Source organism: Pseudomonas sp. FYR_5, from assembly GCF_043106315.1.
Classification (GTDB): Bacteria; Pseudomonadota; Gammaproteobacteria; order Pseudomonadales; family Pseudomonadaceae; genus Aquipseudomonas; species Aquipseudomonas putida_Y.
Genome location: NZ_JBICMK010000037.1, coordinates 19,260 through 29,187 on the forward strand (window position 1 = coordinate 19,260; position 9,928 = coordinate 29,187).

Consider the following 9,928-nt stretch of genomic DNA (forward strand, 5'->3'; position numbering starts at 1 on the left):
TTGATCAAGCGTAGAAAGGTTGCAATCGTTGGTTGTGCGTACCGTTTTCCTGGCTCTTCCAATGCAGGCTTCTGGCAAAACCTGATGGAGGGGCGCGACCTGGTGACCCAGGTTGACCCGTCGCGTTGGAACAAACGCGAGTTCTTGCACCCGGACAAGGCCAGCCCTGCAACCAGCTATACCTTCGCCTCAGGCACCCTGGGGGATATCAGCGCTTTCGACGCAGGCTTCTTCAGCATCTCGCCGCGTGAAGCCGCGATGATGGACCCGCAGCAGCGCATGCTGCTGGAAATGTGCTGGGAAACCTTCGAAAACGCCGGGGTCAAGCCGTCCAGCCTGCGTGGCAGCAACTGCGGCGTGTACCTGGGCATCGCCGGGGTCGAGCAGTCCTACCGCCTGCTCGAGGACCTGTCGGCCATCGATGGCGCCACGGCGACCGGCAACACCATGAGCATCGCGGCCAACCGCCTGTCGTTCTTCTACGACCTGCGTGGCCCGAGCATGGCCATCGACACCGCCTGCTCGTCGTCGCTGGTGGCCTTCCACCAGGCGTGCCAGGCCATCCTCAGCGGTGATGTCGACCAAGCCGTAACGGGCGGTATCAGCCTGCACATGCACCCGTTCGGCTTCATGATCTTCGCCAAGGCGACCATGCTGTCGCGCACCGGGCGCTGCCAGTCGTTCGACGAAAACGGCGACGGTTATGCCCGCTCCGAAGGCGGCGGGTTGTTCCTGCTCAAGGACTACGACCAGGCAGTGGCCGATGGAAATACCATTTTGGCGGTGGTGGCGGCCAGTGCGGTGAACACCGACGGGCGCAAGTCCAGCCTGACCCTGCCCAATGCCGAGGCCCAGGCGGCGTTGCTCAGGCGCGCCTACACCCAGGCCGGCATCGCCCCCGAGCAGCTGGACTACCTGGAGGCCCACGGCACCGGTACCGCCGTGGGGGACCCGATCGAAACCCGCGCCATCGGCGAGGCGCTGGGCCAGGCGCGCGGCGCCGGCAACCCGCTGCCAATCGGCTCGGTGAAAAGCAACCTCGGGCACCTTGAAGCCGCCTCTGGCGTGGCTGGCCTGATGAAGGCACTGAACTGCCTGGCCGAGCGTACCGTACCCGCTACCATTGGCGTGCAGGCGCTGAACCCGAACATCGCGTTCGCCGACCTCAACCTGCAAGTGGTCACCGAGCCCCTGCCGCTGAAGGCCGATGGCCAGTTGACCGTGGGGGTGAACTCGTTCGGCTTTGGCGGCGCCAACGCCCACGTCATCCTGCAAAGCCCCGAGCCACAGGCGCCGGCAGCGCAAGCGGCCAGCGCCCCGCGGGTGCCGTTGCTGCTCAGTGCCAAGAGCGAAGAAGGCCTGCGCGCAACCGCTGAACGCTTTGCCGCCTACCTGGCCGAGCAGCCCCAGGCCGACTATTACGATGTGGCCTACCAGGCGATGTATCGCCGCGATGCACACAGCCACCGCCTGCTGCTGGTCTGCGACAACGCAGCCGAAGCCGCCCAGGCGCTGGACGACTATGCCCAGGACCCGACCCTCAGCGAACTGAGCGCAGTGCTGGAGGCCGGCCAGGCGCTGGACGGCGCCTCGGCACCGGTATTTGTCTATTCCGGCAACGGCTCGCAATGGCAAGGCATGGGCCGGGCGATGCTCGACCAGCCGCTGTTCGCCGCCGCCGTGGATGAAGTGGACGCGTTGTTCCAGCCCTTGGCGGGCTACTCGCTGCGCGCCGAGCTGCTGGGTGACAACGGCGAAGGCCGTTATGCACGTACCGAAATCGCCCAGCCGGCGCTGTTTGCCCTGCAAGTGGCGGTTACCAAAGTGCTGGCTGCCGAGGGCATCCACCCGGTGGCGGTGATCGGCCACAGTGTGGGTGAAGTGGCGGCGGCCTGGGCCAGCGGCGCGTTGAGCCTGGAGGACGCCACCCAGGTCATCTTCCACCGCAGCCGCCTGCAGGGCCTGACCCGTGGTACCGGGAAGATGACGGCGGTCGGCCTCTCGGGTGAGGCCACGGCGCAACTGATTGCCGAACTGAAACTGGACGGCCGCCTGGTAGTGGCTGGCGAAAACAGCGCCCGCGGCGCCACTGTGGCCGGTGAGGTCGACGCCCTGGCACTGCTGGAAGCGGCCCTGGAAGAGCGCCAGGTATTCGCCCGTCGCCTGGACCTGGACTACGCCTTCCACTCGCCGGCCATGGACCCGATCAAGCAAGCGGTTATCGACGACCTCGCGCATATCCGCCCGCAGGCTACGAAAATTCCGTTCTACTCCACTGTCGTCGGTGGCCAGTTGAACGGCGAACGCCTGGACAGCCAGTACTGGTGGCAGAACATCCGCTTCCCGGTGCTGTTCCAGGGCGCGCTGGCTGCCCTGGTGCGCAATGGCCTTAACCTGTTCGTCGAAGTGGGCCCGCATGCGATCCTGCGCAGCTACGTCAACGATGTGCTGGCCGAGTGCGAACAACCGGGGCAGGTGATTGCCACCCTCAAGCGCAGCGACCACAGCCCGCTGCTGCTGGAACGTACCGTAGCCCGCCTGCAGATTGCTGCCGTCGAGCCACAGTGGCAGGCGCGCTTCCCGGTGGCCGGGCGCCCGCTGCGCCTGCCTAACTATGCCTGGCAGCGCGACCATTTCAGCTTGCCGGTCACTGCCGAGGCCTATGGCCCGCTGAGCCACGAGCGCGTGCACCCGTTGCTGGGTTACCCGGTAACAGACCAGGCGCTGACCTGGGAAAACCGCCTGGATACCCAGCAGTACCCGACCCTGGCCGACCACAAGGTGGGTGAGTCGGTACTGTTCCCGGGGGCAGGCTTTACCGAGCTGGCCCTGGCCGTTGCGCAACTGCACCAGCCGGGCGAGTTCGTCGATATTGAAGAGCTGGAAATCCACAACCCTCTGCTGCTGAGCAGCGAGGCCATCAAGAAAGTGCGCGTGCAGGTGGAAGAGGCCGACGGCACGCTGCGCATCAGCTCGCGCACGTTGATGCAGCGCGAAGACTGGGTGCAGCACGTGGTCGCACGCTTGCCGGGCGAAGCGCGCGGTGTGCTGCTGGACACCCGGGCACCGGCGTTGCCAGCCCGCCCGGCAGACTTCACCGGCGAGCAGCACCTGGCAATGACCTGCGCGGTTGGCCTGAACTACGGCCCCGCTTACCAGACCGTGGCCGCAGCCTGGCTGGAGGGTGAGCGTGTGTTGGCTCAGTTGGCCGTGCCTGCTGCCATCGAACACGAACTGGCAAGCCTGCACCTGCACCCGGCGTTGCTGGATGGTGCCTTCCAGCTGATTACCGAGCTGCTGGCCAGCCGCCAGGGGCATGACGATGGCCTGGCGTTCATCCCCGTCAAGCTTGGGCGCATTGCATTTACCAATGCTGGCGGTGTGCCGGTGCTGGCCGAGGTGCGCCAGCGCAAGCGCACCGCGCATTCGCTGCTGGTCGACTTCACCCTGTTCGATGCCAGCGGCGCTGCTGTGCTGGCGATCAAGGATGCGCGCATGCGTGCCGTACGCCTGCAGTACGACCGCAGTGGCGATATCAAGCGTATGGGCCATGTTGGGCAGGCCGCGCCAGGCGCGGTTGTGCCTGTGCAGCGTAACGCCGTGGCCTGCTCGCCGCTGGTCGAGGCCTTGCTGTGCCTGGCGGACGAGCCGGCGCAGGTGCGTTACCTGAATGAAGTGGAGCCACTGCTGGATGTGCTGTGCAGCAGCTTTGTCCTCGATGCGGTGGAACAGGCCGGCGGCTGCATCAGTGCCGAGCAGGTCGCGCAGTGGTCGCAGGGCCAGGGCGACTTCCTGGCGATGCTGTTGCGCCATGCCGAGCACGACGGCAGCCTGCAGCGCAGCGCTGACGGCGGCTGGCAACTGGTCGACCAGGGCGAGCGCCCGACCTCGCAGGCTATCTGGCAAGAGCTGTTCAAGAGCTACCCCGAGTACTTCCAGATTATCCATTCCGTGGGCCGCATCGGCCGACATCTGTCGGCGTTGCTGGATGGCAGCCAGGCCTTCGACACCCTGCAACCGCGCGAAACCAGCGGTGCTAGCCTGGCGCGTCTGGTGCTGGGTGCGGCAGGGCAGCAGCACCTGCTCAGCGGCATTGGCCAGACCTTGGCCGCACGCCTGGCGCAACTGCCGCCGGGCCAGCGCCTGCGCGTGCTGGAATTCGGCTTTGGTGGCGCTTCGTTTGCCGAGCTGTTGTACGCCGGTCTGGATTTCGATCGCCTCGATTATGCCTATTGTGTCGCCGAGCCCGAGCTTGAGCAGCGCCTGCGTGACGACTGCCCGGCGCTGGAGGTATTTGGCCTGGAGCAACTGGCCGACGCCGGTACGTTCGACTGGGTGCTGGTGCCGACCGATTTTGGCCCCCTTGATACGCTGGGTGACGCCCTGCGCCTGGCCAGTGGCCGGCTCAACCCGCACGGCCAGTTGGCGCTGCTTGGGCAGTACCCGGCGCGCTGGGCCGATTTCGTCTTCGGTGCCCAGCCAGACTGGTGGCTGGCCGGCCCGCAGCAGGCGTTGTCGCGCCAGCAAGGCCCGGCGTTCTGGAGCCATGAGCTGCAGCGGCATGGCCTGACCGCATTGCGCACGCTGGAGGCGTTGCCGGGTAACGCCTGTGGTAGCTACCTGTTGCTGGCGGACAAGCCCGCCGGTGCAGACACTGCTGCACCTGTGGCCGTGCAGCGCTGGGCCGTACTCGCCGAAGCAGGGCAGGGCGCCGCCCTGCGCCTGGCAGAGCAACTGCGCGCCCAAGGCCAGCAGGTTGACCTGTTGCAGCCGGGTGACGCCCAGGCACTGGCCGCCCAGCTTGGCGCCTTTGCCCAGCCCCCTGAGCATGTGCTGCACCTGGCCGGTTTCGACAGCGGTACAGGCCTCGATGGCCAGGCCGAGCGCTGCATGCAAGCGGCCGCGCTGGTGCAGGCCTGTGAGTCGCTGACGATCGCCCCGCAGTGCTGGCTGTTCAGCCGTGGCGCTGCCGAGCACCTGTACAGCGTCGACACCGCCGCTGAGGTTGCGGCCATCGGCGACGCTGCGTTGTGGGGCTTTGGCCGTACCCTGGCCAACGAATCTCCGCACTGTCGTATTCGCCTGCTCGATCTGGCCCACGCGGCAGCGGTCGAGCTGGCGGTACCCGCGTTGCTGCACGCCGACAGCGAAACCGAGCTGGCCCTGGATGCCGAAGGCCGTCGCTACGTGCCGCGCCTGCGCGTGCTGGCCGACCAGCCGCGCCGCGCAGTGGGCGATGCGCAGTGGGTGTGCCTGGGCTTCGACCTGCCGGGCCAGCTGCGCAACCTGCGCTGGGAAGTGCGTGAGCCGCGTCAACCGGCGGCGGATGAGCTGGACATTCAGGTGCGCGCGACGGGCCTTAACTTCCGTGACGTGATGTTCGCCCTCGGCCTGCTGTCGGATGAAGCCATCGAAAACGGCTTCTCCGGCCCTACCCTGGGCTTCGAATTTGCCGGTGTGGTGCAGGGCAAAGGCGCCGAGGCAGTGGGCGACTTCGCCCCGGGTGACCGTGTGGTGGGCTTTGGCCCCTGCAGCTTCGCCAACCGCCTGGTCACCAACGCCAACGCCGTTGCACGCATCCCTGAAGGGATGTCGTTCGAAGCGGCGGCGACCATTCCGAGTACCTTCTTCACCGTGTACTACGCGCTGCATCACCTGGCGCGCCTGGAACCGGGCGAGAAGGTGCTGATCCACGGTGCTGCCGGTGGCGTGGGCATCGCTGCCATCCAGATCGCCAAATGGCTGGGCGCAGAAATTCACGCCACCGCAGGCAGCGACGAGAAGCGCGACTTCCTGCGTCTGCTGGGTGTGAGCCACATCTACGACTCCCGTTCGCTGGCTTATGCCGACCAGGTACTGGCAGCCACCGGTGGGCGTGGTGTGGACGTGGTGCTCAATTCGCTGGCCGGTGAGGCCATCAACCGCAACCTGCAGGTGCTGAAGCCGTTTGGTCGCTTCCTTGAGCTGGGCAAGCGCGACTTCTACCAGAACACCCGTATCGGCTTGCGCCCGTTCCGCAATAACATCAGCTATTTCGGTATCGACGCTGACCAGTTGATGAGCGAGCGGCCCGCGCTCACCCGCCGTTTGTTTGCCGAAATGATGGAGCTGTTCGAGCAGGGCATCCTGCATCCGTTGCCGTTCCGCGAGTTCGACGCCAACCAGGTGGTCGAAGCCTACCGTTACATGCAGCAGGCACGGCAGATTGGCAAGGTCGTGGTGACGTACGCCAACCCCATCCAGCAAACCGTCGACACCCGCGTGCAGCCGGTGCGGGCACTGCAGCTTGCAGCCGATGCCAGCTACCTGGTCACTGGCGGCCTGGGTGGCTTTGGCTTGCGTACTGCGCAGTGGCTGATCGACAAAGGTGCCCGTCACCTGGTGTTGCTGGGCCGTCGTGGCCCGGCCAGTGAAGAGGCTCAACCGCAACTGGCGTTGTGGCACGCCCAAGGTATCGATGTGCAGGCCGTGGCGTGCGACATCACCGACCGTGAGCAACTGCGCGGGGTGTTCGATCGCATCGCCGCCAGCCCGTGGCCACTGCGTGGCCTGGTGCATGCCGCGACGGTGATTGACGACAGCCTGATCCGCAACCTTGACGGCGACCAGTTGCGTCGCGTGCTGGAGCCCAAGGCCAAGGGCGCGCAGTACCTGCACGAGCTTACCCAGGGCCTGGCGCTGGACTTCTTCGTGATGTTCTCCTCGGCCACCACCTTGTTCGGCAACCCCGGCCAGGCCAACTACGTGGCGGCCAACCACTGGCTCGAAGCCCTTGCGCGGCACCGTCGTGCTCAAGGGCAGGCAGCCACCGCCGTGCTGTGGGGCGCCATCGACGATGTCGGCTTCCTGGCGCGCAACAGCCAGATCAAGGACGCCCTGCAGAGCCGCATGGGGGGCTCGGCGCTGCGGGCCGAGGCCGCCTTGGCACAGCTCGAGGCCATGCTGTTGCAGGGTGACAACGGCCATGGCGTGCTGGAGCTGGACTTCAAGGCGCTGGCGCGCTTCCTGCCGAGCGCCACTACACCACGCTTCAGCGAACTGGCCCGTGCCTATGGCGGCGACCATGAGGATGAAGGTGGCGGTGAAGACATCCAGCGCATGCTGGAGGAGCTTGACGATGGCGAACTGCTCGAACGCTTCGTCGACATGCTCAAGCACGAGGTGTGCGAGATTTTGCGCCTGCCGCCGGCGCGCCTGGATGCCCAGCGCCCGCTGCAGGAAATGGGGCTCGACTCGTTGATGAGCGTCGAGTTGGTAGTGGCGCTGGAAGAGCGTTTCGGTATTCGCCTGCCGGTGATGGAGCTGAGTGACAGCTCCAGCATCGACAAGCTTGCCGCACGTTTGCTGGAGCTGCTGCGCGGTGAAGCGGGCAGCAGCGAAGAGCAACTGGCGCAGAATGTGCTTGCCCGTCATGGCAGCGAGCACAGTGCCGAAGAGTTGGCGCAGTTGAACGCAGCCTTGGCCGACAGCAACGCGGCACCCAACCGATTGATTGATTAAGAGTGCCAGATGACAGCCAGAACCCCGACCGGCCTTGGTGGCGATGCCAAGCAACGCCTGATCCAGCAAGCCCTCGCCCGACGCCGCCATGTGGCTGCCGAGGGCGAGCAGGGCGCCACCCTGGAGCAGGTGCAGCAGGCTGCCCTGAAGGTGCCCGAGGCGCACTATCGCTTTGACCTGCACCCGGGGTACCAGCAACTGCGGGTTATCCAGCAGAGCGCCATGCAACTGGGCGTGAGCAACCCGTTCTTCCGTATGCACCAGGGCACCGCCGGTGCTCAGACGCAGATTGGTGAGCGCGAGTTTCTCAACTTTGCCAGTTACAACTACCTGGGCTACTCCGGCCACCCGACCGTGGCCGAAGCGGCCAAGGCGGCGATCGACCGCTACGGCACCTCGGTGTCGGCCAGCCGCCCGGTTTCTGGCGACCGCCCGCTGCACCGCGAGCTCGAGCGCGAGCTGGCGCGCCTGTACGAAGTGGACGATGCGGTGGTGATGGTCAGCGGCCATGCCACCAACGTCACCACCATCGGCTACCTGTTCGGGCCACGCGACCTGGTGGTGCATGACGAGCTGATTCACAACAGCGTGTTGCAGGGGATCCAGCTGTCGGGTGCCCGCCGTCTGAGTTTTGCCCACAACGACTGGCAGGCGCTGGACCGCCTGCTGGGCGAGCAGCGCCAGCACTTCGAGCGGGTGCTGGTGGTGGTGGAAGGCATCTACAGCATGGACGGCGACTACCCCGAGCTACCCCGGTTCGTCGAGCTCAAGCATAAGCACAAGGTTTTCCTGATGGTGGATGAAGCCCATTCGCTGGGGGTGATGGGTGCGACGGGCAAAGGTATTCGTGAGCATTTTGGGTTGGCTGGCGATGACGTCGACATCTGGATGGGGACCTTGAGCAAGACCCTGGCCAGTTGCGGCGGGTACATCGCGGGCCGCACGGCGCTGATCGAGCACCTGAAGTTTCTGGCGCCGGGCTTCTTGTACAGTGTTGGCATGCCGCCGGCGGTCACGGCCTCTGCGTTGGCAGCGTTGAAGTTGCTGGCTGCAGACAGCGAGCGGGTAGCGCAAGTGCAGGCGCGAGGGGAGCTGTTCCTGCGCCTGGCGCGTGAAGCTGGGCTGGACACGGCGACCAGTACCGGGTTGGCGGTGATCCCGGTGATTACCGGCAGTTCATTCAAGGCCGGTCGCTTGTCCAGCGCCCTGTTCGAGCGTGGCATCAATGCCCAGCCGATTTTGTACCCGGCGGTGCCAGAGCATTCGGCGCGGGTGCGGTTTTTTGTGTCTTGCGAGCATACCGAAGAGCAGATCAGGCATACCGTTGCGGTGGTGGCGGAGGAGATGGCGCGGCTGGGGTGAGGGGCACGCCTACAGCCAGATGGCATCCCAGTGTGGGTATTCGCCGACATTAGGTGCCAGGCCGGCCCTGACCGGGTTGGCAATGATGTAGCGAGCGGCGTTGAGCAGGTCATCATCCTTGCGCATGGCGTGATCGCAGTAGCCCGCCTGCCAGATGGGGTTGGCTGTTACGCCAGCCTTGTGCAAGGCAAGGCTGGACCTTGATTTGAAGCGGCGCATCAACGTGGCCAGTGTCACCTGTTTCAGCTCTATCAGCCAATGCACATGGTCGGGCATGACCACCCAGGCCAGCGTGGCGCAGCTGTTTTCCCGGTCTGCCTGGCGCAAGTGATTGACCACCAGCCTGGCCAGGTTGAAGTTGTGAAACAGGGGGCGACGCTGGTGGGTGACGGTTGTCAGCATGTACAGCCTGCCGGGGTGTGAAACCCGGTGGCGGCGCAGATGGTGGGCATGGGCGTAGTGCATGTGGTCATCCTTGAAGGCTTCGATAGTTCGAGCCAGCGTAGACGCCCTCATGATGCCAGCAGCGGTGCAACCATTGCAGAATGTGCCCACCGACCAGGGGGGGGCGGTGATTGGCCAGGGATATTGGCCCGCAGGCCCGGCCCTTTCGCGGGTAAACCCGCTCCTACGACGGCGTATGTCCGACCACCGATGCGTTTTCACCCTCCGTGTAATCGATGGACTCGCCCCCGCCGAGGCATCACAGTGCCACGGTGGTGTTCAAAGAAGCCAACGGCAGCGAGGGCGAGACCATGAAAAAGCATAGTTCGAAACACGATTCCCTGTCTTCCACTGATGTGGAGCTTTGCACAACCATCTGCGTAGACCTGGCCAAACAGGTCTTCCAATTAGCAGGCGAGGACGCTACTGGGCGGGTGACCTACGAAGATCGCATCAAATCCCGCCAAGCGTTCCATGATTTCCTGCTCAGGCTGCCAACTACCGTGGCCGTCTTGATGGAGTGCGGTCCAGGTGCACAAGCCTGGGCCAGACTGCTGCAGGCCAAAGGTAATCCGGTTCGCATCCTGCCGGCGCAACGTGTCGCCGAACATCGCAGCGGTGC

The 9,928-nt window shown here is 65.4% G+C and carries 3 protein-coding genes and 1 pseudogene; 3 read left to right on the plus strand and 1 reads right to left on the minus strand.

What is annotated here, in order from left to right; all coding sequences use genetic code 11:
- Positions 1-7,500 carry an SDR family NAD(P)-dependent oxidoreductase gene (locus tag ACF8RA_RS04050; protein ID WP_392518815.1) on the plus strand — a complete coding sequence of 2,500 codons (7,500 nt, stop codon included), beginning with the start codon at positions 1-3 and terminating at the stop codon, positions 7,498-7,500.
- A gap of 9 nt (positions 7,501-7,509) precedes the next feature.
- A complete protein-coding gene (locus tag ACF8RA_RS04055; RefSeq protein ID WP_176685072.1) occupies positions 7,510-8,862 on the plus strand; it encodes an aminotransferase class I/II-fold pyridoxal phosphate-dependent enzyme in 1,353 nt (450 codons plus the stop codon).
- Positions 8,863-8,871: 9 nt separating this feature from the next.
- Here ACF8RA_RS04055 and ACF8RA_RS04060 read toward each other — a convergent pair whose 3' ends face one another.
- Positions 8,872-9,327, minus strand: coding sequence for a transposase (locus ACF8RA_RS04060; RefSeq protein ID WP_121162025.1), 456 nt, complete (start codon positions 9,325-9,327; stop codon positions 8,872-8,874).
- Positions 9,328-9,662: 335 nt separating this feature from the next.
- Between ACF8RA_RS04060 and ACF8RA_RS04065 the strand changes: the two are divergent.
- Positions 9,663-9,928: pseudogene (locus ACF8RA_RS04065) on the plus strand (IS110 family transposase); the annotation flags it as partial.